The sequence below is a fragment of the Paenibacillus sp. 1781tsa1 genome (assembly GCF_024159265.1).
Classification (GTDB): domain Bacteria; phylum Bacillota; class Bacilli; order Paenibacillales; family Paenibacillaceae; genus Paenibacillus.
Genome location: NZ_JAMYWY010000001.1, coordinates 6,000,695 through 6,024,396, shown reverse-complemented (window position 1 = coordinate 6,024,396; position 23,702 = coordinate 6,000,695). Strand labels below are relative to the sequence as shown.

Below are 23,702 nucleotides of genomic sequence, written 5' to 3'. Positions count from 1 at the left end.
ACATCATAGACTTTTTTTACAAGAACTCAGGTGAAGGGATGGTTATACGATATGAATTTGTCTGATATAGGTACGGCACGTCATACATTGAACTTAAATGGAACATGGCAGTTTCGATTGGATCTGGAGCCCGATGAACAGGTTGCACAAAAGATATTACCGCCTTCACAGTGTGAAAATACATCATGGGAGACCATTCAGATTCCCGGTTCATGGGAAGAGCAAGGATACGGAGATGAGCCTGAATACGAAAGACTCGATACCTGGACCAAAATACGCGAGTATGAAGGCATGGCCTGGTATGCTCAGGATGTTCATGTTCCATCAGACGACCTTGGCAGCCAGTATGTATTTCGACTGGAAGGAGTTCGCTGGACAACGAATCTTTGGATTAATGGGCATTACGCCGGGCAGCAGGATAGTCTGGTGAATCAACAGAAGTGGAATGTCACCTCACTTGTGAAGCAGGGAGAAGTAAATCGGGTGGAAATCCGCGTGGATAATACCATGAAACTTCCGCTGGCCGGGAGCCATATTCATTCATTGCATACAGCTACAGCCTGGGGTGGAATCACCGGTGGGGTCTATCTGGACTGTCTGCCTCCATGCCGAGTAGAGACGTTACGCATTCAACCCGATGCTGAACAAGGAACCATTCTAGTGAATTGCACTGTAAGCGCTCCCGCAAGTAGATCGGATAGAGCGGTTCAATTACATGTGGATATCCAGCATCCAGATGGCACATGGCTTGATCGATATAGTTGTCATGTGAAGTTGGAAGCTCGACCGCAAACTGATCTAAGCTCAGTAGGTACAACTGAAAGCATTGCTGTAATTGATCATTGGCGATTAGAACTTGGGGCGGAGAAGTCTGTTGCCAGATGGTCGGATGAATCTCCCAAAATGTACAGAGCCGTTGTCCGTCTGCTTGATGGTGAACGGGAACTGGATCAGGTAGAGCAAACATTTGGTGTACGTTCTTTGGTTGCAGATGGTAAGCAGCTTAAACTGAATGGAACGCCTGTCTATTTACGCGGGTATGTTGATTGCTGCATCTTTCCACTCACAGGTTATCCCGTCTGGGACAAGGCGCATTACATTCACCAGTTTCGAGTCGCCAGATCGTATGGCTTCAATCATGTCCGACTACATGGGTGGAGCGCGCCGGAGCCTTTCTGGGAGGCGGCTGATGAAGAGGGCATGCTGGTACAGGCAGAACTTCCCCATTGGTCTCGTTTCTTTGAGCAATCGGATCATTCTGCGCCAGCTGAAGTATTGTCCTATCTGACACAAGAACTGGACGGGTTGCTCCAGTCGCTGCATAGACATCCTTCATTTGTCATGTTCTCCATGGGGAATGAACTCATTGGTTCGAATGGCCATCCGGAACTCAATACATTGGTATCGAGGGCAAGGGATATGGACCCGACCCGGTTATATACGGACAATACAGGTTTTGGACAGCTTCCAGCGCAAGGGCGGGAAGCTGATTATTATATTCAGTCGTTAAACTGGCATCCCCCGCTGGAATCCGCATATTCTGCTGTGCCGGATACCACGCTGGACTATCATGCCGTTACCAGACTTGCAGAGCATCCGGTAATTGGACATGAACATGCACAGTACACCATGTATGTGCGGCCTCAGGAAAGAGCCAAATATACGGGCATTCTGCGTCCCTCCTGGCTGCAACCCATTGAGGAATCGCTTACTCGCAAAGGAATGATGGCGAATCTGGATCATTATCAACAAGCCAGCGGTACACATCTGGTACGTTCTTTAAAAGAAGCCATGGAGCGGATCAGACGAACACCGGATGCTGCGGGCGTGCAATTGCTGGATATCCGTGATTTTCCGGGTCAGGGACATGCTACGACGGGTATTCTGGATGTATTCTGGGACGACAAAGGCATTACAACACCTGAAGAATTCATGCAATTCAACTCCGATGTGGTCGTGTTGCTAAGCTGCAAGGAGCGTACATTTTACGCTGGAGAATCCATTGATGTGGATGTACGCATATCTCACTATGGTAAAGTTCCGCTTGAAAATGTATCCATACATTGGAAGTTGATTAGCGATGAAGTGGTACGTACCGAAGGGGAATGGAGGACCGGAGATATTCAATGCGGGTCCGTCATGTCAATGGGAAGCATTGTTGCTATAGCGCCTCGTGAGGGGGCGGCAGCGTTTCGGATTGAAGCAGAGTTGCGGTCAGGTGATTCGGAAAGTCATGTAACCAATGTATGGCATGGTTGGTCGTTTCCTTTGTATCAGTCCCATACGGGTTCGAATCGGATCTGGAATACAGTTGTAGAGTTGCAGCCATTCCTGGGTGAAGCGCATAATGATCGCGTAGATCACATCGATGGATACCGGTTGTTGAAAAATGGAAAGATCGACTTGGTTATCGTTCAGTCACTAACACCCAATGTTGTTGATTATGTAGTCAACGGGGGAAGTGTTTGGCTACAGCCAATCGCAGAAGGGCTATATGATTCAGTGGAGACCAAGTATCTGCCTGTATTCTGGAATTACCTCATGTTCGCTACACAACCTGGTGCAACGATGGGCATGTATTTGAGAGATCAGGTACCACTGCTGGGCTCCTTCCCGTATGATGGAGCTTCCGACTGGCATTGGTATCATCTTGTAAATGGTACACCGGCGATATGTTTGGATACTCTGCCCGGGGTGGAGCCGCTGATTGAAGTGGTGGACCATTTCCATCGGGCCAAACGACTCGCTTATGCATTTGAGGCAAATGTAGGGAAGGGCAAGATTCTGGTGTCCTCACTTCCTTTTACTAACCTGTCCTTAATGAAGCGTCCGGAAGTCTCCTACTTATTTCAGGAAATACTTGCGTATCTGCATGGAGATCAATTTCAACCGGAAAGCTCCATATCGGTTGCACAATTGCTCGGGATCACCAAACTGCAAACCATTGAATTTACATTGTAGACAAGGGGACCTTCAAGGGTCCCTTTTGTATGTCCTTAATTTGAAGTAAACGATTACTATAAAACGTTTTCGAACATTACATATAAAACTTAATTTTACCTTTATATTGCTTTTAGTGCATTTAAAAGTAGAATTTATCACTGATTTTAACGAAATAATGTCTGATTATATATGTCTATATCTAATTTTTATATGATTTTCTCTAAAATCCAGATGGTATTTTGAAAACGCTCTATCGAGTATGATTATTTTATAAAACAGAGGAGGGGGAACGGAGATGGAAACGCTAACAAAAAAATCCGCTTCCGCGAACAGAAGCAGTGACCCCAAACCGCCTTTAAAGAATCGGCGGAACGGAATTTGGGACAGAATGAAACAGCAGAAATATCTCTATCTCATGTCATTGCCATTCGTAGCTTGGGTTTTCGTATTTAACTATCTGCCACTATGGGGATGGACGATGGCTTTCCAAAATTATAAACCTGCCAGATCGTTTGGTGATCAAGAGTGGGTTGGTTTTAAACACTTTGTAGAGCTGTTCAGTGATGATCGTTTCTATCTGGTACTTCGGAATACGCTTGCAATGAGCTTGATGGGACTGGTTGTCGGTTTTATCGTACCGATATTCTTCGCTATTCTCCTGAATGAAATGAGAGGCATGTTCTTCAAACGTGCTGTGCAAACCGTATCCTATCTGCCTCACTTTGTATCCTGGGTCGTTGTAGCAGGGATTATCACCAAGATGCTCTCCACCGATGGAGGGATTATCAATGATATCCTGGTAGGCCTGAACATTATTGACCAGCCGATCCAATTCATGGCCAAGGGGAACTTGTTCTGGTACATTGTAACCGCTTCAGATATGTGGAAAGAAACCGGTTGGAATGCCATCATCTATCTTGCAGCGATTACCGGTATTGACCAAGAGTTGTATGAAGCTTCCCGTGTAGATGGAGCCAACCGCTGGAGACAAATGTGGCACATCACGTTGCCTGGCATACGGACCACGATTTCCGTACTTTTCATCATGTCAATTGGACATCTTATCAGTATCGGTTTCGAGAAGCAGTTCTTGCTTGGCAACAGTCTGGTCACAGACTACTCGGAAGTACTTGATCTATACGCGCTCAATTATGGTTTGAATATGGGACGATTCTCATATGGTACAGCCATAGGTATATTCAACTCCGTTGTCAGTATCATCCTTCTGTTTACTGCGAACGGCTTGTTCAAAAAATTCACCAAAGAAAGCATCATGTAGGGAGGGGACGACATTATGGCGAACAAAGCATTCAATGCTAGTCGAGGCGATAAACTGTTCGATATATTCAACATCCTCGCGATGACCATGGTGCTGATCGTAACACTATATCCATTCCTTAACGTACTAGCCATCTCACTTAATAACTCAACGGATACAGTACGTGGCGGGATTTACTTGTGGCCTCGCGAATTCACATTACAGAACTACAAAACGATCTTCCAATATGATGGATTGCTACAAGGTTTGCAGATCTCCATTCTGCGTACAATTGTAGGTACTGTGCTCGGATTGATCAGTTCTTCTATGATCGCCTTTACACTGAGCAGACCTGACTTTGGACTTCGTAAATTTGTTTCCACAACGCTTGCGCTCACGATGTATTTCTCCGGAGGTTTGATTCCGGTATACATCCTGATGCGTGACCTGAACCTGATCGGTACATTCTGGGTATATGTATTGCCAGGCATGATCAGTGCATTTAACGTCTTCATTATCCGTTCATTCATTGATGGTCTGCCGTATGCATTGCAGGAATCCGCGAAGCTGGACGGAGCGAATGACTTTACGATCTATTACAGAATCATCCTGCCACTGTGTAAACCGGTTCTCGCAACCATCGCGTTGTTCCTGGCTGTAGGTCAATGGAATGCATGGTTCGATACGTACCTGTACAATGGTTCAAAGGCACATCTGACCACACTCCAATATGAGTTGATGAAAGTACTACAAAGTACACAACAAGGCTCAGGTGCTGGACGGAATGCCAATGATATGGCACAGCAAATGACACAGATTTCACCGGAATCGATCAAAATGGCGATTACGATCGTTGTAACGGTTCCAATCCTGATTGTATATCCGTTCCTACAGAAGTACTTTGTTGGCGGTATGACATTGGGCGCAGTAAAAGCATAAGCTTGCTTGTACAGGCTGCCACATAGAGCGGCCGTACATCTACAAATGAAGCATCAGGATACCCGAAGCGCAGCCATTTGGTCTGCGCTTCACCGTATAGGGCTGCGGTGTGGTATTCATGAAGCTATAGACAGGGACAAAAAAGTCCCGGATAAGACAGACATATGAAACAGGGAGGATTACCATTATGGCAAGTTCCAAAATGAAGATTGCACTGGCACCAGTGCTTGCAATGTCTTTACTCGCAGGTTGCGGTGGAGGAAGCGGCGGTGATACGTCGTTCAAGGATACAAGCGCAGAGACAACTCCACTTACTTTTGATTTCTTTAGCGTTGACCCCAGTCCGAACTGGAATGGCATGAAAGATGAAGTGGGTAAAGTCCTTACAGAAAAAACAGGGATAACCCTTAACGGTGAATTTGCCGTTAGTGGTGGTCAAGATAAAATATCCTTAATGGCAGCGAGCGGAGACTATCCGGATATCGTGTCACCCAAAGGAGAACTTAGCAAACTGGTGGATGCCGGAGCAATGCTCGATCTGACAGATCTGATCGACCAATATGCTCCCAATCTGAAGAAGCTGTATGGTAATTACATGGACCGGTTGAAATACAGTAATGAGGATCAGGCTATTTATGTGCTGCCGACGTATTATGCGGTAGACCAGAAGTACTTTGATGCAGGTGGTGGATTTGGAATTCAGCACCGTGTACTGAAAGAACTCGGATACCCGGAAGTGCGTACACTCCAGGATTACGAGAATGTATTGAAGGCTTACAAAGAGAAACACCCTACGATTGATGGTCAGCCAACCATCCCGTTAACACTGGATGCGGATGATTGGAGAATCATGATTACCGTAACGAACCCGGCCTTCCAGGCAACAGGTGCACCGGATGATGGTGAATATTACATCGATCCAGAGACGTATGAAGCAAGTCTGCATTACAAACGTCCAGAGGAAAAAGAGTACTTTCGCTGGTTGAACCATATGTATAACACTGGATTGCTGGATCAGGACAGCTTCATCCAAAAAACAGACCAATACAAATCCAAAATTGCTAGTGGACGTGTTCTGGGTGTCATTGACCAGGATTGGGGTTATTCCGATGCAGAAAATGCACTGAAATCTGCGGGCAAGACTGAAGCAACGTATTCACACTTCCCGGTAACCCTGTCCGAGGATATCAAGGATCATGCCTACCAAGACCCTGGTTTTGTATCCGGTTGGGGTGTAGGGATTACAACATCGAATCCTGACCCGGTTCGTACGATCAAATTCTTCGATTACCTGGCTTCTGAAGAAGGGCAAGTGCTGATGAATTGGGGAATTGAGGGCAAACAGTACGAAGTGAAGGACGGCAAACGTGTCATTCCTGCCGACATTCTGGATCAGAAAACCAATAATGCAGCCGTATTCCAAAAAGAAACGGGTATTGGACTGTACACAAATCTGTCCGGTCACTATGGAGACGGCGTGAAAGATTCAACGGATAACTATTACACTACGAATTTCCCTGAACAGATCGTGGCGGCATATTCCGATGCAGAGAAAGAAACACTCAAAGCATACGGTGCTACGACGTGGAAAGATCTGTTCCCGAGTGAAGACGAGTTCCCAATCAAACCATGGGGAGCAGCATACAATCTGCCAACACCAGGTGACTCCAACTACAACGTTATCTTCAAAAAAACACAGGATATCATCCGGAAACGTATACCGGAAGCCATTTTGAGTACTCCTGAACAGTTCGATGCCATCTATGACGGCATGATTACAGAAGTGAATCAAGCAGGAGCAGAGGATATGGAAAAACAATATACAGAACTCGTTCAAAACCGTGTCCAGTTGTGGAGCGGTGAAGAGGCTAAATAAACAAGTAACAAGACAGATTTAAAAAGAGAAAGAACCTGTATTATATGGGTTCTTTTTTTATCTAAAACGTTTTCTAAAAAACGTTTTCAATTTTATGAATTCACTATTGACAAGGACTTTAAGAGCGATTATTATTCAAATATGAAAGCACTTACATTTGCTTGTACATCATGTGATATGCAGACTGATTGTAGGGTGGAAATTCCGGAATGGGAAGGAAATAAAGTAGTGCAGGGCAGTTTCTCATTTTTAAGAAAACGCTTCAAATGTTATAAAAACAAGAAAATTACATTCGTTTCATCTGGTCACGGTATGCGCAGGTCAGCCTGTTATACAAATATACAGCTTCATTATATCCATAAGGGGGATTACACATGAAGGGCAAAACACCAAAAACATTCGCAATGCTTCTGTTAGCCAGTGCTCTTGCAATTACAGCAGGATGCAGCAGCAATGGAGGAGGAAGTAACGCTTCAGAAAAGCCGGTTGATTCCGGAGACACAACCAGTCCAGTAACCTTTACATTCTTTGGTGCAGACGCAAGTCCGAACTGGAATAACATGAAGGATGCTGTCGGTCAAGAGATTACCAAGGCAACGGGAGTTACAATTGAAGCTGAGTATGATGTGAATAATGGTGGCGACCAAAAGATTCCTTTGATGGCTGCCAGTGGTGATTACCCTGATATTATCTATCCTAAAGGCAACTTGTCGAAGCTTGTGGATGCAGGCGCGATGCTGGACCTGACCGATCTGATTGAGGAGCATGCTCCCAATTTGAAAAAAATCTATGGTGATCAGATGAACCGTCTGAAATATAGCTTGGAAGATCAAGCGATCTATACGATCCCGACCAATATGGGTGTAGATAACGTTGCATTTGACGCTACAGGCGGATTCGAAATTCAACAAAGAGTATTAAAAGAGCTCGGCTACCCTGAAGTAAAAACACTAGAGGATTACGAAAACGTACTGAGAACGTATTACGAAAAACATCCAACGATTGATGGTCAACCGACTATTCCGCTGACATTGAATGCAGATGACTGGAAGATCATGATCACGGTAACGAACCCTGCATTCCAAGCTACGGGTGGACCGGATGATGGTGAGTATTATATCAATCCTGAGACCTATGAAGCCGTTCTGCACTACAAACGTCCTGAGGAAAAGGAATATTTCCGTTGGTTGAACAAAATGTACAATGAAGGTCTGCTAGACAAAGACACATTTGTTCAAAAGGATGACCAATATAAATCCAAAATTGCCAGTGGCCGTGTACTTGGTCTGATCGACCAGGAGTGGAACTATGGTGAGGCGGAGAATGCTTTGAAATCGTCTAACGGTGGCGATAAAACGTATGCTCACTTCTCCGTATCCCTGAACAAGGACATTGTGGACCACACATTCCAGCCGACAGGTTTTGATGGATACGGCATTGGGATTACAACTTCGGCCAAAGATCCGGTGCGCATTATCAAATTCATGGATTGGCTTGCATCTGATGAAGGTCAAGTCCTGAGAAACTGGGGTGTTGAAGGCCAGCACTACCAAGTAGAGAATGGCAAACGCGTTATTCCGGCAGAAGTACAAGATCGCAAAACCAATGATAACTCTGCCTTCACGAAAGAATCTGGCGTGGGTATGTACAATATCTTCAGTGCAAGATACGGTGATGGAGTGAAAGATGCTACGGATAACTATTATACAACAAACTTCCCTGAGCAGATTCAGGCTGGATACACTGCAGCAGAGAAAGAGACATTAAAAGCTTATGGAATTACAACTTGGAAAGATTTCTACCCTTCCGAAGATGATCTGAAATTGAAAGATTGGGGCGCAGCATACAACATGCCTGTACCTTCTGACACGGATTACAACGTAACGTTCCAGAAAACACAAGATATCGTACGTAAACGTATTCCAGAGGCTATCCTTGCCAAACCAGAGAACTTCGACAGCGTATATGATGGTCTTCTGGCTGAACTCGACAAAGCGGGTGCAGTAGAGATGGAGAAACAATACACAGTTTGGATCAAGGAACGTGTAGCTCTCTGGACTGGAAAAGATGTGAAATGATTTTGAAAACCAAGCATTAAAGTTAAGGATTTTCATAGCGAAAAAAGCCCTTGAGAAAGGGCTTTTTTTATTGTTGACGTAAGCGAATGGATAGCCTATAATCTATCATGTAAGCACTTTCAGTAAGCGTTTTATAGTATGTTTCGAAAACGTTTTATGTGTGTTAGAAGAATGATGTAGTAAAATATGTGCTACTGACTATTGCCTTCAACAATCTGGCTTTTACAGCACATGTCGTAAGCGCATTCAAAAAAAGTGGTATCCTCAGGCATAAAGCCTGTTATACAGATAAAACCTTCATAAATAATAGGGGGAACTAGACAATGAGAGGCAAAATGAAAGGCAATACACCCAAGACGTTTGCAATGTTGATGCTCGCAAGTGCAATGTTGGTCACAGCTGGCTGTGGGAATTCGGGTACAAAAGAGACTACGGAATCCAGTGGAACCGAACCAATTACAGTGACGTTTTTTGGGGCGGATGCAAGTCCGACCTGGAACAAGATGCAAGATGCAGTTGGTAAAGAGATTACCAAGCAAACAGGCGTTACGATTGAAGCTGAGTATGATGTGAACAACGGTGGCGATCAGAAGGTTGCACTTATGGCTGCCAGCGGTGATTTCCCTGACGTCATTTTCCCAAAAGGTAACTTGTCTAAGCTTGTAGATGCAGGTGCGATGCTGGATCTAACGGATCTGATTGAAGAGCATGCTCCAAACTTGAAAAAAATCTACGGTGACCAGATGAACCGTCTGAAATACAGTACGGAAGATCAGGCGATATATACAATCCCAACGAACATGGGTGTAGATAATGTTGCGTTTGATGCAACAGGTGGATTTGAAATTCAACAAAGAGTACTGAAAGAGCTCGGATACCCTGAAGTGAAAACACTTGAGGATTACGAGAACGTCCTGAAAGCCTACTATGAAAAACATCCAACCATCGATGGTCAGCCAACCATTCCATTGACATTGAATGCAGATGACTGGAAGATCATGATCACGGTAACGAACCCTGCATTCCAAGCAACGGGTGCACCGGATGATGGTGAATATTACATCAACCCCGAGACGTATGAAGCGATGCTTCACTATAAGCGTCCAGAGGAAAAAGAATACTTCCGCTGGTTGAACAAAATGTATAATGAAGGTCTGCTGGACAAAGATACATTTGTTCAAAAGGATGATCAATATAAGTCCAAAATTGCCAGTGGCCGTGTACTCGGTCTGATTGACCAAGAGTGGAATTATCAAGAAGCGGAGAATGCACTTAAATCTTCGGGCAAAGACGAGGCCACATATGCTCACTTCTCTGTGTCTTTGAACAAGGATATTGTGGATCATACGTTCCAACCAACGGGATTTGACGGTTATGGTATCGGAATCACAACTTCAGCCAAAGATCCGGTACGTATCATCAAATTCATGGACTGGCTTGCTTCCGATGAAGGTCAAGTATTGAGAAATTGGGGTATTGAAGGCCAACACTATAATGTGGAAAATGGTCAACGTGTGATCCCTGATGAGATTCAGGATCGTAAAACCAATGACAACTCGAATTTCACTAAAGAAACAGGCATCGGATTGTATAACGTATTCAGTGCGAGATACGGTGATGGTGTGAAAGATTCCACAGATAACTACTACACAACGAACTTCCCTGAACAGATTCAAGCAGGTTACACTGCAGCTGAGAAGGAGACGTTGAAAGCCTATGGTATCACAACATGGAAAGATTTCTATCCTTCCGAAGACGATCTGAAGCTGAAAGATTGGGGCGCAGCATACAACATGCCTGTACCTTCAGGTACAGATTATGAAGTAACGTTCCGAAAAACACAGGATATCGTTCGTAAACGTATTCCAGAGGCTGTTCTGACTTCACCAGCAAACTTTGACGCAACCTATGATGCTTTCCTGGAAGAATTGGACAAAGCAGGTGCAGTGGAGATGGAGAAACAGTACACCGTTTGGGTGAAAGACCGTGTCTCCCTGTGGACAGGAAAAGATGTAAAATAACATGGATTGTCCTCAATCCATGGTCAAACAAGAAAAGGCCCCTTTAAAGGGGTCTTTTTTTATGTGGATGATGTGTGATGATTTGCATTGACGCAATTTTGGAAATCACATATAATTTCCTTAATGTAAGCACTTTCCGAAAACGTTTTATGGCATAAATATTTCGATAGCTAATTGAGGAAAAGGAGCTAATGATGTCCCCACACAATAACCAAACTAAAATCAACCGTTTATGGTATCGACAACCGGCAAAACGCTGGGAAGAAGCATTGCCCATCGGAAACGGACGTCTTGGAGGCATGGTGTATGGCGGCGCAGCGGAAGAACGAATTCAGCTCAATGAAGATACATTATGGTCAGGGTTTCCACGGGATACGATTCAATACAGCAGTCAGCGGTATCTGAAGCAGACGCGTGAGTTAATCATGTCTGGACAGTATGGTGAAGCTGAGGATTTGTTGAACCGAGAGATGCTCGGCCGTGATGTGGAGGCTTACCAACCGATGGGCCATTTTCTGTTGAACCACGAGGGTCTGGATGATCTTTCGTATGATGCTTTTGAGCGTGAGCTTGATCTGGAATCGGGTATTGCAAGCACGACATACTCATTGGAAGGAACTCGTTTTGTACGTGAAGTGTATTCCAGTGCTTCGGATGACCTGATGGTCTGCACATTGAGTGCTGATCGGAAGGGCGCTGTTAGTGTAAGTGTTACGCTAGACAGTCCCCATCCTTATCGTATGGAGACTTCGGGAGATGCAATCACGATGTTTAGTCGTTGCCCGAGTCATGTGGAATCCAATTACTTCAGAGATCACCCGGAATCCATCCTTTATGAAGAAGATCGGGGAACCGCATATGCTGTGCGTGTAGAGGTTTCGGCAACAGGCGAGCAGGCAAAGGTGTCCAAACTGGAAGGTAAGCTACATATTCAGGGTGCTGATCAGGTTGTTTTCTATCTGGCAGCGGCTACGTCCTTTGAAAGTTACGATGTGTTGCCTGTGAAGGATAACCTGGTGCTTGAAGAGCAATGTGTGGATATAATCTCCAAAGCGATTACACATGGCGCGGAAGTGCTTCGGGAACGACATGTACAAGATCATCGTGCGTTGTTTAACAGAGTATCTATTGATTTAGGTGTATCGGCTAACGCTGAACTGCCTACGGATGAGCGGCTACAGGCGTATCAGGCTGGGGAACAAGACCCTGGACTGGAGGCGATTTATTTTCAATATGGAAGATATCTGTTAATGGCCAGTTCGCGTCCGGGCAGCCAGCCTGCTAATCTTCAGGGAATCTGGAACCATCAGGTAGAACCGCCATGGCATAGTGACTACACCATCAACATCAACACGGAGATGAATTACTGGCCGGCAGAAGTCTGCAATCTGAGTGAATGTCATGAGCCGCTGTTTGATATGCTGGCCGATCTCAGTGATACAGGACGCAGAACGGCGCGGATTCTGTATGGAGCCCGTGGATGGACTGCTCATCATAACGTGGATATCTGGAGAACCTCCACGCCGACGGGCGGGGATGCGAGTTGGGCATTCTGGCCGATGGGCGGAGTATGGCTCACCTCGCATCTATGGGAGCATTATCAATTTACCGGAGATCAGCGTTTTCTTGAGGAACGTGCCTACCCCATCATGAAGGAAGCGGCGCTGTTCTGTCTCGACTGGCTGGTGGAAGGACCTGAGGGCTATCTGGTTACAATTCCTTCCACTTCACCAGAAAATAAGTTCCTGACAGAAGCTGGAGAGGCGCGCAGTATTTCGATGGCTTCAACGATGGATATGACTTTGATTCGTGAATTGTTTAGCCGCTGTATTGAGGCCTCGAAGCAACTAAATATAGATGAGTCGTTGGCAAGCGAGTGGAGTGAGGCGCTGGACAAACTCTATCCATTCCGAATTGGAAGCGAAGGACAATTGCTGGAGTGGTTTAAGGATTTTGCCGAATCCGAACCAGGGCATCGTCACGTCTCCCATCTGTATGGACTGTATCCCGGGGAGCAGATCAATCGAGTGCATACACCGGAACTGGTGGAAGCAGCACGAATATCGCTTGAACGTCGTATCTCACAAGGTGGCGGGCATACAGGATGGAGCTGTGCATGGTTGATCAATCTGTATGCACGACTGCAGGATAGCAGCCAGGCACATCAGTTTGTGCGCACGTTGTTGGCACGATCCACACATCCAAATCTGTTTGATGACCATCCACCATTCCAGATCGATGGTAACTTTGGAGGTACGGCTGGAATCGCCGAGATGTTATTACAGAGCCACTTGAACGAGTTACATTTACTTCCGGCACTGCCTGAACTCTGGACACAAGGTCGTGTTGAAGGGCTTCGTGCTAGAGGTGGTTATACGGTAGCTATAACGTGGACGGACAACAAGCTTGCTTCAGCGGTTATTAAAGCAGATCGAAGTGATTCGCTAACTCTTCGCAGTGCTTATCCGCTGCGCGTGGTAGGAAATGAACAAGCCAAGGCAGAGCTTACGCCTCAGGGCGATTATGTAATTATTTTAACGATGACCGCAGGACAGACGATCCGCGTGTCATCATGAGACGGAGGAGCCAACCATGACCATTTTTCAATTTCCACAAGATTTTCGATGGGGTACAGCAACAGCTTCCTATCAAATAGAAGGAGCGGCACAGGAAGGTGGACGCGGAGTATCCATCTGGGATACGTTTGCTCGCACCCCTGGCAAAGTATATAACGGAGACAATGGAGATGTCGCGTGTGACAGTTACCATCGGTACGAGGAAGACATCGAACTGATGAAGAAACTCGGGATTAATACATACCGGTTCTCCATTGCGTGGCCACGCATTATTCCTGACGGAGATGGGGAGATCAATCGGGAAGGACTGGACTTCTACCATCGCTTCGTGGATGCATTGATAGAGGCGGGTATCGAACCGTTCCTTACCCTGTATCACTGGGATCTTCCACAAACGCTGGAGGATGACGGGGGCTGGAGTAACCGTAGAACTGTAGACGCTTTTGTGAAATATGCCGAAGTGATTTTCAAAGAATTTTCGGGTAAAATCAACTTTTGGCTAACATTTAATGAACCATGGTGTATCGCGTTCCTGTCGAACCTTCTCGGGATTCATGCGCCAGGAAACAAAGACCTGCAAACGTCAATCAATGTTGCTCATGGATTGTTGGTTGCTCACGGTAAAGCGGTCCAATCCTTCCGTCGCTTGGGTATAACGGGACAGATCGGTATTGCTCCGAACGTCTGCTGGGCTGAGCCGTACAGCAAATCTCCTGAGGACCAAGCTGCGTGTGACCGATCGATCGCGCTCAATACCGACTGGTTCCTAGACCCGATCTACAAAGGCACGTATCCGCAGTTTATGGTGGATTGGTTTGCAGATGCGGGGGCTACTGTACCTATTCAAGAAGGTGATATGGAGATCATCTCGCAACCGATCGATCTGCTCGGCATTAACTATTACACGATGGGAATTAATCGCTTTAATCCGGAAGCTGGTGTTCTTCAATCGGAAGAAGTGGATATGGGCTTGACCAAAACGGATATCGGCTGGCCAGTGGAGTCACGCGGTTTATATGAATTCATGCATTACTTGCAAAAGTACGGCAATGTGGATGTATACATCACGGAGAACGGTGCTTGCATCAATGATGATCTGGATAATGGCAAAATTAATGATGATCGCCGAATTGCCTATTATGAACAGCATTTGGCTCAAATTCACCGCATCATTAATGACGGCATTAACCTGAAAGGGTACATGGCGTGGTCATTAATGGACAATTTTGAATGGGCAGAAGGCTACCGTATGCGCTTCGGTCTTGTTCATGTGGACTATCGTTCACTTGTGAGAACACCGAAGGAGAGCTATTACTGGTATCAGAATGTCATTAAGAATAATTGGCTGGAAACTCGGAACGAACATAATCCCCAATAGATGCATTCGTGCTTTAGGGGGGGGAGAACAGGTCCTCATTTTATACGAATACCTTATTAATGAAGAGAAAGACGGTAACATTGGAGTATTCCAATGCACCGTCTTTTTTTTGTTTTTTACAGTTGAAAATGAGTAGTTCATAAAGGTTTCATCAGGTCAAGTGTCTTTTCTGTTATGAAGAGACGGTTTTTGGGTTATAAGAAGTAAGTAAGAACTTAATAATGTTTTGTCAACGGGTAATTTGAAAATAAAGTGTCCAAATTGCGAAGGGAATTTGAACATTTGTTGACTAAAAATCATACTGATGTGGTATATTGGTATAAGGAAAGCACTTACAAAAAGGGAAAAGGAAGTGTTTACTATGGCATCGAAGACAGCAATGGTCAGCCAATTGGAGCGCAAAGACAAAAATATGCGGCGCGCCGTCTTGACGATGACAGTTCTGGCATGGGTCGCACTCATTACGGGAGTGGTCATGTGTCTGATCAATTTGAATGATTTTAATGATCGTAATCTTGGCTTGATGGTCGGTATTGGATTCCTTGTAGGTAGTGTGTTTATTTACGTTATTGCCAAAGCGATTGGCCTTGTTCATACACGCCGGGAAGACGAAGGCGCTGATTGATTATAATCCTGCGTTAATTCGTTCATAATAAGACTGGATAAGTACCCGGAATCCAGTCAATAAAGCCCTTTGCGGATTCGTTGACACTGTTCAACGGGACTGCAAAGGGTTTTATTTTGTGACTTGAAGTGTAAAGATTACAATGTGCAAATATCAACCATGCAAGCGATTTGTGAGAAAAAATTCACACATTTAAGGTGTAAAATCGACAAATTTGTTAACAAGAACAAAAAAGTTGTTCATTTCTGATATCTTTAGTAGGAAGAGAGTAGTATACTGATTTTTCAGTATGAGCGAATTTAAGGAGAGGGGATCAAAATGAACAAGAAACCTAGGTCGCTAATCCGGATTATCATTCCGGTTGTCCTGACGTTGGTTACAATTGCATTGATTGTCTGGCCAATGCTGGCAGGCGGACAGTACGTTGTTCTGGATCCGAAGGGGCCAATTGGCGCTTCGCAGAGAGATTTGATTGTCATCTCGACAATTTTGTGTGCTGTCATCATTGTGCCAGTACTCATTTTGTCTGCCGTAATCGTATGGCGTTACCGCGACAAGCCGGATAACAAAGCTGCTTATGAGCCTAACTGGTCTCATAGTACGAAGGCGGAGGCAATCTGGTGGACGGTTCCAATTATTATTATTGGACTGCTTGCCATTGTTACTATTCGTTACACGTATGATCTGGAGCCTTCGAAGCCGTTGGCTCACGAGAAAGCACCAATTACCATTCAAGTGTCTTCACTGGATTGGAAATGGTTGTTTATGTATCCTGAGCAAGGGATTGCAACGGTCAACACGCTGAATATTCCGGCAGACCGGCCCGTGAAATTTGAACTCACTGCGGATTCACCGATGAACTCATTCTGGATTCCGCAACTTGGAGGACAGATTTATACGATGTCGGGTATGGCGATGACCTTGTATCTGCAAGCAGATCATGAAGGCAAGTACTGGGGTTCAGGCGCTAACTTCACAGGTGAGCATTTTGGAGAAATGCGTTTTGATGTGAATGCTACATCGGACGAAGATTTTGACAAATGGGTAACTGAAGTGAAACAAAGTTCCCAGGAATTGACTGCAGAAGGTTACAAGGCACTGGCTGAACCAGGAACAAGCAATGTTGCTTATTATTCTGCCTTCCCAGAAGGATTGTTCCAAAATATTGTGACCAAGTATGTTGTAGATGGTCAAAGTGCTCACAGTAAGCATGGAAGTTCAAGTGAAGCTTCTGGAGCCATTCAGAATTCAAACGATGTGTCCAAACAAGATGAGGACAAGAGTGCTAACTAAAGATTCGAAAGGAGGCCCCCAATGTTAGAGAGACTTAAAGAGTTTGCATCGGAGTTTTTCGTAACCGGCGACCCGCTGATCTATGGAGCAGACGTGGCCATCGGTATTACGATGATTACTATCGTAACGGTGCTGACTTATTTCAAAAAATGGGGCTGGCTCTGGCGTAACTGGTTAACTACCGTCGATCATAAAAAGATCGGTATTATGTATATCATTGCTTCCATTATCATGTTGTTCCGTGGTGGTGTGGATGCATTGATGATGCGTCTGCAGCTGGCTATGCCTAACATGGATTTCTTACATCCTGAACATTATAATCAGGTCTTTACAACTCACGGCACGATCATGATCCTGTTCATGGCGATGCCATTCATGTTTGGTTTATTTAACGTTATCGTGCCATTACAGATCGGAGCAAGGGACGTTGCCTTCCCGTTTCTGAATGCATTAAGCTTCTGGTTATTCTTCCTGGGAGCAATGCTGTTTAACCTGTCCTTCGTTATCGGTGGTTCACCGGATGCAGGATGGCTGAGTTATCCACCTTTATCGGAGCTGTCACACAGTCCGGGGGTCGGACAGAACTTCTATATATGGGGTATACAGATATCGGGTATCGGTTCCCTGGCTACCGGTATCAACTTCCTGGTTACCATCATTAAAATGCGTGCGCCAGGCATGAGATGGATGAAAATGCCGATGTTTACATGGTCGGTATTCTCCACTTGTATCATTATCTTGTTTGCTTTCCCGATCTTGACCGTGACGCTTGCATTGCTATTCCTCGACAGGTTTGCCGGGGCGCATTTCTTCACACTTGATCTGGGCGGTAACCCAATGATGTATATCAACTTGATCTGGATGTGGGGTCACCCTGAGGTATACATTGTCGTCTTGCCGGCATTCGGTGTGTTCTCCGAGATTGTAAGTACCTTCTCTCGGAAAAAACTGTTTGGTTACAAGTCAATGGTATTTGCAATGTTAATCATCAGCTTCCTGTCCTTCTTCACATGGGCGCATCACTTCTTCACGATGGGTTCAGGAGCGGACGTGAATGCATTCTTCGCCGTAACTACGATGTTGATTGCTATTCCAACAGGGGTTAAGATATTTAACTGGCTGTTTACCATGTATCGAGGAAGGATTCGCATGGCGACTCCGATGATGTGGACACTTGCCTTTATCCCGTGCTTTATTGTCGGGGGTATGACAGGCGTTCTGTTATCCGTTGCTCCTGCTGACTTCCAGTTCCACAACAGTTACTTCCTGATTGCCCACTTCCACCAAGTATTGATCGGTGGCGTTGTCTTCGGATACTTCGCTGGTCTGTATTACTGGTGGCCTAAAATGTTCGGTTTCCAACTCGAAGAGAAACTGGGCAAATGGGCATTCTGGACTTGGAATATTGGTTTCTATGTCTGCTTCATGCCGCAGTACGCTGTCGGTCTAATGGGTATGACACGTCGTCTGAGCACATACGGCTGGGATACTGGCTGGTGGGAACTGAACTTCGTATCCACAATCGGGGCATTCCTGATGGGTGTCGGATTCTTGTTCCAAGTTGCACAAATTGCAGACGGTATTCGCAAATACAAAACACTTAAAGCTTCCGGCGATCCATGGGATGGTCGTACGCTCGAGTGGTCGATTCCTTCACCAGCTCCAGAGTACAACTTCGCTGTTACACCGCGCGGAGATGATATTGATGAGTGGTGGGAAGAGAAAGAACGTCGTGCGAAAGGCATTCATCCGCCTGAGCCTGTATATGAGCCAATTCATATGCCGAAGAATTCTTCGATTCCGTTCATCATGTCTGTCTTCTGGTTTGTAGCCGGCTTTGGCTTCGTATTCGGTTGGCTGTGGATGGCGATTCTCGGACTTGCTGGCGTAGGCATCTGTATGATCGCCCGTTCATTCTCTTACGATACGGATTATTACATTCCGGTCGACGAAATCAAGCGTACCGAAGCGTCGTTAAGGGGGTCGGTATAGATGGCTCAAGCAGCCGCTAAGCACGGTGAGAATCATGCGCATGGTCACGACCATGGCCACCATGATCCACAGGAAATGAAAATTCTCGGTTTCTGGTTCTTCCTGATTTCCGACGTCATCTTGTTCTCCGTATTGTTCGCAACCTTCATTGTGTTGCGTGACAATTCGGCGGGCGGACCGATTTTGTCCGAACTGATCAAAATGCCTGGCGTTATCGCCGAGACATTTATCTTGCTCACGAGTTCATTTACGAGCGGACTTGCCGTTCTGGCAATGAACCAGGGTAAAGTGAAACAATTGATTAACTGGCTGATTGTTACAGCTGTTCTGGGTGCAAGCTTTATCGCCCTGGAGGTTTATGAGTTTATTGAGATGGTTCACGAAGGTTTCAGTTACACGACGAGTGCAGCTTCTGGTGCATTCTTCACCCTCGTGGGTACTCACGGACTTCACGTATCGCTTGGTCTGATCTGGATGATCGGACTCATGTTCCAACTGAAAAAACGTGGGATTACCGACGTTACTCGCGGTAAGATCAACGTTATCAGTTTGTACTGGCACTTCTTGGACGTCGTATGGATCTTCCTCCTGTCGATCGTCTATCTCATGGGGGTGATGTAGATGGCAGAGCACAACTCACATGATTCCCACGGCCATGAACAACATGGCTCACTGAAGTCTTATGTCATCGGCTTCATTCTGTCCGTCGTACTGACAATCATTCCACTTGTGGTGGTTTTGAACGACATGATGGGCAAAACAGGAACACTCATTGTGATTCTGGGTACAGCAGCACTTCAGTTTGTGGTTCAACTCTTCTTCTTCATGCATATTCGTGAAACAGAAAAACCACGCTGGAATGTGATGGCACTTATTTTCGGATTGCTGATTATGATGACCATCGTAATTGGTTCGATCTGGATCATGCTTAACAATGCTGTTGCACATTAATATGTGAATCAAAGAAGATCTCCCGGTCTGTGATACAGACTGCGGAGATCTTTTTTTTGTTCTTGTTTAAGAAATAAACATCGTTAGTAGTTAATGATATGAAATATTTTAAAAATAAAGGTACACAAAAGATACAAAATGAACTAAAATGAACTTATATGAACATATTAAAACTCAATCCCAACTAATCTAAATGACGAAAGGAATGGATTAATAATGGAAAATCGTTATGCTGCACACCCGAACGAAGTGAAAACGTATGATACTTCTCGCCTGCGTGAGGAATTTTTGATGGAGCAATTGTTTGCAGCCGATGAATTGGTAACCGTTTACTCTCATGTGGATCGTTATATTGTGGGAACGGCTGTACCTGAGAGCAAAGACATCACCCTTGAAGTGAACCTGAAGGATATCGGAACGAACTTTTTCCTGGAGCGTCGTGAAATCGGTATCATTAATGTAGGTGGTCACGGAACAGTAACAGCGGATGGACAAGGTTATGAGATTGGAGCAAAGGAATGTCTCTATATTGGTAGAGGTGTGAAGGAAGTTGTGTTCACGAGCAGTGACAAGGCTCAACCTGCCCAATTCTATTTTGTATCCACACCGGCTCACCACACTTATCCAACAGTAAAAGCAACACAAGAACAAGCTCAGCCGAATCATCTGGGCAGCATCGAAACTTCCAATGAGCGTACGATCTATCGTTACATTCACCAAGGAGAAGGTGGAATTCAGAGTTGTCAGTTGGTAATGGGCATTACCGAACTCGACAAGGGGAACATGTGGAACACCATGCCTGCACATACCCATAACCGCCGTTCCGAAGTATACTTGTACTGGAATCTGCCTGAGGATGGCGTTGTATTCCATATGATGGGTGAGCCAAACGAAACGCGGCATTTGGTTGTACGCGACCGTCAGGCGATCATTTCCCCAAGTTGGTCCATTCACAGTGGTGTGGGTACAAGTAATTACACCTTCTGTTGGGCGATGGCTGGTGAGAACCAAACGTTCGAAGATATGGACGGCGTAGCGATGAAAGACCTGAAATAATAAATTACAGATGTCTGAGTTAATTTGACAGGGTAGACATTAGAACACTCATTCAATTAACTCAGATGGTATAGGAAGTTGATTGTGATGAATCCATTGAAAAGACATGAAAAAATTATGGAGGCTCTGCTGGAGCGCCAGGAAGTAACCGTCAGTGATCTGAGTGAGTTATTGCAGGTGACTGGGAAAACAGTGCGAGAGGATCTCGACAAGTTGGAGAGTATGGGACTGCTCGTACGTGTTCATGGTGGGGCTATGCTGGCTCAGAATGACCAGTATGGCATCTTGAACAGCCGGGGAGTTACCGAGAAGCATCAATCGGAGAAAACGGAGATTGCTGAACGTGCCCTGGCTTACATTCGACCTGGAGATATCGTTGCTCTCGATGGTGGCAGCACCACGCTGGAGATGGCCAAACGTCTCGACAATCAGCCGCTGACGGTGGTGACCAATGACTTGTTCATTATCGCGGAGCTTACCAAGAAGGAGCAAGTGCGACTGGTTGTGCCTGGCGGGGCTCGTGTACGGAATATGCTGGTAGGGGATGATACGGCTGCATTTATCTCCGGTCTTAACATTCATAAAGCCTTTATATCCACAACAGCACTTCATCCGGAATTTGGATTATCCATTTACACGGGAGATCTGGTTCCCTTGAAAAAAGCAATGATATCTGCCTCCCAGCAGGTATACGGCGTTGTGGATCATTATAAATTCGGACAATTTGCACTGCGAACTTTCGCCCAGTGTTCGGAACTGGACTATATTATCAGTGATAGTCGTTTGGATGAAGAGACAGCTGCCTTATACGAGCAGAGCGGTGTCACAGTGGATTATCAAAGTTAACCTCATTCATTATTCATGGGATTAAAGAACGGACGGATCTATGGATTGCATATCAAAACCATGCGGAGGAATCATTCATGAACCCATTTGATTTAAGCGGACAAGTTGCACTGGTGACAGGTACCTCGGGAGGACTTGGACAAGGGATGGCCATTGGTTTGGCGGAAGCGGGTGCTGATGTGGTACTGGTCTCTTATTCCAAACCTGCGGAAACGGCAAGTGCCATTGAAGCACTCGGACGCAAAGCCTATGTGATTGAAGCGGATTTAAGTCGTGAAGATGAGTTGGCGGCTGTGTTCGAACAGGCGCTTGCGTTCCAGGGCAGAATTGACATTCTCGTCAACAATGCGGGAATCATTCGTCGCACACCTGCGGCTGATCATGCAGGGAAGGACTGGCATGATGTCATTGGTCTGAACCTGAACACTGTATTTTTCCTAAGCCAGTTGGCTGGAAGACATATGATTGAACGCGGAAGCGGCAAAATCATTAATATTGCATCCATGTTGTCCTATCAAGGTGGGATCAATGTGCCAGGGTATACAGCCAGTAAACATGGTGTTGCCGGTTTAACCAAAGCACTCGCCAATGAATGGGCAGGTAAGGGAATCCAGATTAACGGTATCGCACCTGGTTATATGGAAACCGATAATACTACTCAGATCCGTGCGGACGAGAATCGTTACCGGGACATTACAGCCCGTATTCCTGCGGGGCGTTGGGGAACACCTGAAGATCTGAAAGGTCCGGTTGTCTTTCTGGCATCTGCCGCTTCGGATTATCTAAATGGTCATGTGCTGAATGTCGATGGCGGCTGGATGGCACGTTAATCGCTTGATCATCGGATTAGCATAAGGAGGCAGTGAGATGAAACTTGGTATTCTGGCACATACATTTGGCAAACAGCCTACAGCACAGCTTGCGCAGACGATTGCGGATAACGGATTTAATTCCGTGCAGCTGGCGCTTGCCAAAGCTTTATCAGATGTGGACTCATCAAATGGCAAGCTGAGCCCCGGGCTGGCGAATGAGATTGGAGATCAATTTGCACAGCGCGGGGTGAAGATTGCGGTACTGGGCTGTTATATTAATCCGATTGACCCTGATCCGGTAAGCCGCCGTGCGGATATTGATCGATTCAAGGAGCATCTGCGTTATGCCCGGGATTTTGGTTGCAGCATGGTAGCAACGGAGACAGGGGGCTTGGACACCTATCAGGATACCCATCCGGATGGATATGAAGAGAAGGCGTGGAGTGTGCTGAAAGAAACGGTTGAGGAGTTGGCTGAGGAAGCGGAGAAATGGGGCGTGCATGCGGCGATTGAGCCTGTGTCTACGCATACACTTCATACCCATGAACATATGACACGTTTGTTTGAAGAGATTCCTTCATCCAATCTGGGAATGCTGTTCGACCCGTGTAATCTGATCAAACAACCACATGCAGCAGATCAAGGGGCTTTCTTGCGCGAGGTGATGGAATCGCTGTATCAACGCATGATTGTGATCCATGCCAAGGATGTAGCTTTCGATGCACAGGGAGAGAAGTTCAATCCGGTACCTGGGGCAGGCATACTGGATTACCCGTTATTTTTTGAATTGCTAAAAACGTATAAGCCACATATCGATATTTCACTTGAAGGTGTAACTGCGGAGCAAGCTGTGCCTGCGGCCAAACATTTGCGTGAAGTATGGGATGCAGTTCGAGTCTAAGAGACAGCCGGATTGAAAAGTTGTGCAGCGCATCCGCAGCAGCCGAAAAACCTTTGCGAGGGCAAAGGTTTTTTTGGTATAGGAATGATAATATACATATTTAATATTTCTCATCGGAAAAATCGGAAATAAGTCTTTTCAAATGCGACATCTTGTG

The 23,702-nt window shown here is 45.6% G+C and carries 17 protein-coding genes; all 17 read left to right on the top strand.

Annotation, left to right across the window (positions count from 1 at the left end; all coding sequences use genetic code 11):
* Positions 1–51: 51 nt before the first annotated feature.
* The 17 genes from NKT06_RS27120 to NKT06_RS27040 all read left to right on the top strand — a co-directional run bounded on the left by NKT06_RS27120 (position 52) and on the right by NKT06_RS27040 (position 23,545).
* Positions 52–2,961 (top strand): glycoside hydrolase family 2 protein, encoded by a 2,910-nt coding sequence (locus tag NKT06_RS27120; protein ID WP_253440995.1) that lies wholly within the window; start codon positions 52–54, stop codon positions 2,959–2,961.
* Positions 2,962–3,238: 277 nt separating this feature from the next.
* Positions 3,239–4,222: an ABC transporter permease gene (locus tag NKT06_RS27115; RefSeq protein ID WP_253440993.1), complete on the top strand. Its 984-nt coding sequence runs from the start codon at positions 3,239–3,241 to the stop codon at positions 4,220–4,222.
* Positions 4,223–4,237: 15 nt separating this feature from the next.
* Positions 4,238–5,140, top strand: a complete 903-nt coding sequence (locus NKT06_RS27110) for a carbohydrate ABC transporter permease (RefSeq protein ID WP_253440991.1) — start codon at positions 4,238–4,240, stop codon at positions 5,138–5,140.
* Between the two features lie 187 nt (positions 5,141–5,327).
* Positions 5,328–7,016: an ABC transporter substrate-binding protein gene (locus tag NKT06_RS27105; RefSeq protein ID WP_253440989.1), complete on the top strand. Its 1,689-nt coding sequence runs from the start codon at positions 5,328–5,330 to the stop codon at positions 7,014–7,016.
* Positions 7,017–7,390: 374 nt separating this feature from the next.
* Positions 7,391–9,094 (top strand): ABC transporter substrate-binding protein, encoded by a 1,704-nt coding sequence (locus NKT06_RS27100; protein ID WP_253440987.1) that lies wholly within the window; start codon positions 7,391–7,393, stop codon positions 9,092–9,094.
* A gap of 323 nt (positions 9,095–9,417) precedes the next feature.
* Positions 9,418–11,115, top strand: a complete 1,698-nt coding sequence (locus NKT06_RS27095; protein ID WP_483311600.1) for an ABC transporter substrate-binding protein — start codon at positions 9,418–9,420, stop codon at positions 11,113–11,115.
* A 194-nt stretch (positions 11,116–11,309) separates the two neighbouring features.
* The gene (locus NKT06_RS27090; RefSeq protein WP_483311635.1) at positions 11,310–13,691 is read left to right on the top strand and encodes a glycoside hydrolase family 95 protein; all 2,382 of its coding nucleotides are present in this window, start codon (positions 11,310–11,312) and stop codon (positions 13,689–13,691) included.
* Between the two features lie 16 nt (positions 13,692–13,707).
* Positions 13,708–15,069, top strand: coding sequence for a GH1 family beta-glucosidase (locus NKT06_RS27085; protein WP_253440983.1), 1,362 nt, complete (start codon positions 13,708–13,710; stop codon positions 15,067–15,069).
* A 361-nt stretch (positions 15,070–15,430) separates the two neighbouring features.
* Positions 15,431–15,694 (top strand): hypothetical protein, encoded by a 264-nt coding sequence (locus tag NKT06_RS27080; protein WP_091038518.1) that lies wholly within the window; start codon positions 15,431–15,433, stop codon positions 15,692–15,694.
* Positions 15,695–16,012: 318 nt separating this feature from the next.
* The gene (gene cyoA / locus NKT06_RS27075; RefSeq protein ID WP_253440981.1) at positions 16,013–16,987 is read left to right on the top strand and encodes a ubiquinol oxidase subunit II; all 975 of its coding nucleotides are present in this window, start codon (positions 16,013–16,015) and stop codon (positions 16,985–16,987) included.
* Between the two features lie 21 nt (positions 16,988–17,008).
* Positions 17,009–18,979: a cbb3-type cytochrome c oxidase subunit I gene (locus tag NKT06_RS27070; protein ID WP_124118137.1), complete on the top strand. Its 1,971-nt coding sequence runs from the start codon at positions 17,009–17,011 to the stop codon at positions 18,977–18,979.
* Positions 18,980–19,600 carry a cytochrome o ubiquinol oxidase subunit III gene (gene cyoC / locus NKT06_RS27065; RefSeq protein ID WP_253440979.1) on the top strand — a complete coding sequence of 207 codons (621 nt, stop codon included), beginning with the start codon at positions 18,980–18,982 and terminating at the stop codon, positions 19,598–19,600. It begins immediately after the preceding gene.
* Entirely contained in the window at positions 19,601–19,930 is a 330-nt protein-coding gene (gene cyoD, locus NKT06_RS27060) for a cytochrome o ubiquinol oxidase subunit IV (protein WP_091019256.1), read from the top strand.
* Between the two features lie 216 nt (positions 19,931–20,146).
* Positions 20,147–20,986, top strand: coding sequence for a 5-dehydro-4-deoxy-D-glucuronate isomerase (gene kduI, locus NKT06_RS27055; RefSeq protein WP_253440977.1), 840 nt, complete (start codon positions 20,147–20,149; stop codon positions 20,984–20,986).
* Positions 20,987–21,073: 87 nt separating this feature from the next.
* On the top strand, positions 21,074–21,832 hold the full coding sequence (locus tag NKT06_RS27050) for a DeoR/GlpR family DNA-binding transcription regulator (protein ID WP_253440975.1): 759 nt from the start codon (positions 21,074–21,076) through the stop codon (positions 21,830–21,832).
* A 77-nt stretch (positions 21,833–21,909) separates the two neighbouring features.
* A complete protein-coding gene (gene kduD, locus NKT06_RS27045) occupies positions 21,910–22,662 on the top strand; it encodes a 2-dehydro-3-deoxy-D-gluconate 5-dehydrogenase KduD (protein WP_253440973.1) in 753 nt (250 codons plus the stop codon).
* A 37-nt stretch (positions 22,663–22,699) separates the two neighbouring features.
* The gene (locus tag NKT06_RS27040) at positions 22,700–23,545 is read left to right on the top strand and encodes a sugar phosphate isomerase/epimerase family protein (RefSeq protein ID WP_253440971.1); all 846 of its coding nucleotides are present in this window, start codon (positions 22,700–22,702) and stop codon (positions 23,543–23,545) included.
* The last annotated feature ends 157 nt before the right edge of the window (positions 23,546–23,702 follow it).

Coding starts and splice junctions, on each gene's coding strand:
- NKT06_RS27120 (WP_253440995.1), top strand. CDS start 52: ATGAATTTGTCTGATATAGGTACGGCACGTCATACATTGAACTTAAAT.
- NKT06_RS27115 (WP_253440993.1), top strand. CDS start 3,239: ATGGAAACGCTAACAAAAAAATCCGCTTCCGCGAACAGAAGCAGTGAC.
- NKT06_RS27110 (WP_253440991.1), top strand. CDS start 4,238: ATGGCGAACAAAGCATTCAATGCTAGTCGAGGCGATAAACTGTTCGAT.
- NKT06_RS27105 (WP_253440989.1), top strand. CDS start 5,328: ATGGCAAGTTCCAAAATGAAGATTGCACTGGCACCAGTGCTTGCAATG.
- NKT06_RS27100 (WP_253440987.1), top strand. CDS start 7,391: ATGAAGGGCAAAACACCAAAAACATTCGCAATGCTTCTGTTAGCCAGT.
- NKT06_RS27095 (WP_483311600.1), top strand. CDS start 9,418: ATGAGAGGCAAAATGAAAGGCAATACACCCAAGACGTTTGCAATGTTG.
- NKT06_RS27090 (WP_483311635.1), top strand. CDS start 11,310: ATGTCCCCACACAATAACCAAACTAAAATCAACCGTTTATGGTATCGA.
- NKT06_RS27085 (WP_253440983.1), top strand. CDS start 13,708: ATGACCATTTTTCAATTTCCACAAGATTTTCGATGGGGTACAGCAACA.
- NKT06_RS27080 (WP_091038518.1), top strand. CDS start 15,431: ATGGCATCGAAGACAGCAATGGTCAGCCAATTGGAGCGCAAAGACAAA.
- cyoA (WP_253440981.1), top strand. CDS start 16,013: ATGAACAAGAAACCTAGGTCGCTAATCCGGATTATCATTCCGGTTGTC.
- NKT06_RS27070 (WP_124118137.1), top strand. CDS start 17,009: ATGTTAGAGAGACTTAAAGAGTTTGCATCGGAGTTTTTCGTAACCGGC.
- cyoC (WP_253440979.1), top strand. CDS start 18,980: ATGGCTCAAGCAGCCGCTAAGCACGGTGAGAATCATGCGCATGGTCAC.
- cyoD (WP_091019256.1), top strand. CDS start 19,601: ATGGCAGAGCACAACTCACATGATTCCCACGGCCATGAACAACATGGC.
- kduI (WP_253440977.1), top strand. CDS start 20,147: ATGGAAAATCGTTATGCTGCACACCCGAACGAAGTGAAAACGTATGAT.
- NKT06_RS27050 (WP_253440975.1), top strand. CDS start 21,074: ATGAATCCATTGAAAAGACATGAAAAAATTATGGAGGCTCTGCTGGAG.
- kduD (WP_253440973.1), top strand. CDS start 21,910: ATGAACCCATTTGATTTAAGCGGACAAGTTGCACTGGTGACAGGTACC.
- NKT06_RS27040 (WP_253440971.1), top strand. CDS start 22,700: ATGAAACTTGGTATTCTGGCACATACATTTGGCAAACAGCCTACAGCA.